The sequence below is a fragment of the Acinetobacter sp. 5862 genome (genome assembly GCF_024494585.1).
Taxonomy (GTDB): Bacteria; Pseudomonadota; Gammaproteobacteria; order Pseudomonadales; family Moraxellaceae; genus Acinetobacter.
Genome location: NZ_JANHGP010000124.1, coordinates 1 through 234, shown reverse-complemented (window position 1 = coordinate 234; position 234 = coordinate 1). Strand labels below are relative to the sequence as shown.

1 pseudogene is annotated in these 234 nt (G+C 31.6%); it reads right to left on the bottom strand.

Annotated features, from left to right (window positions below):
• A pseudogene (locus NO346_RS14780) lies at positions 1–234 on the bottom strand (RNA-binding transcriptional accessory protein); the annotation flags it as partial.

Here is a 234-nt window from a genome sequence, read left to right as displayed (position 1 = left end):
ATTCTGCATTTTGTGTTAGATCTCCTCTAATTTCTCTTTCTATTGAAGGAAGAATTAATCGCTTGAGACTATCCTGAATAGCCTCTTTAATAAACGGAGTTGCGTCATTTTGAGTTTTTATCTCAACATTTTCTATTTCTCTTTGAATACGTGTCGTATCAAAATCAATTTTTATTGATAATACTTTTTCTTTTTCTCCTCGATTCATCGCCAAAACACGATGATTTGCAATAC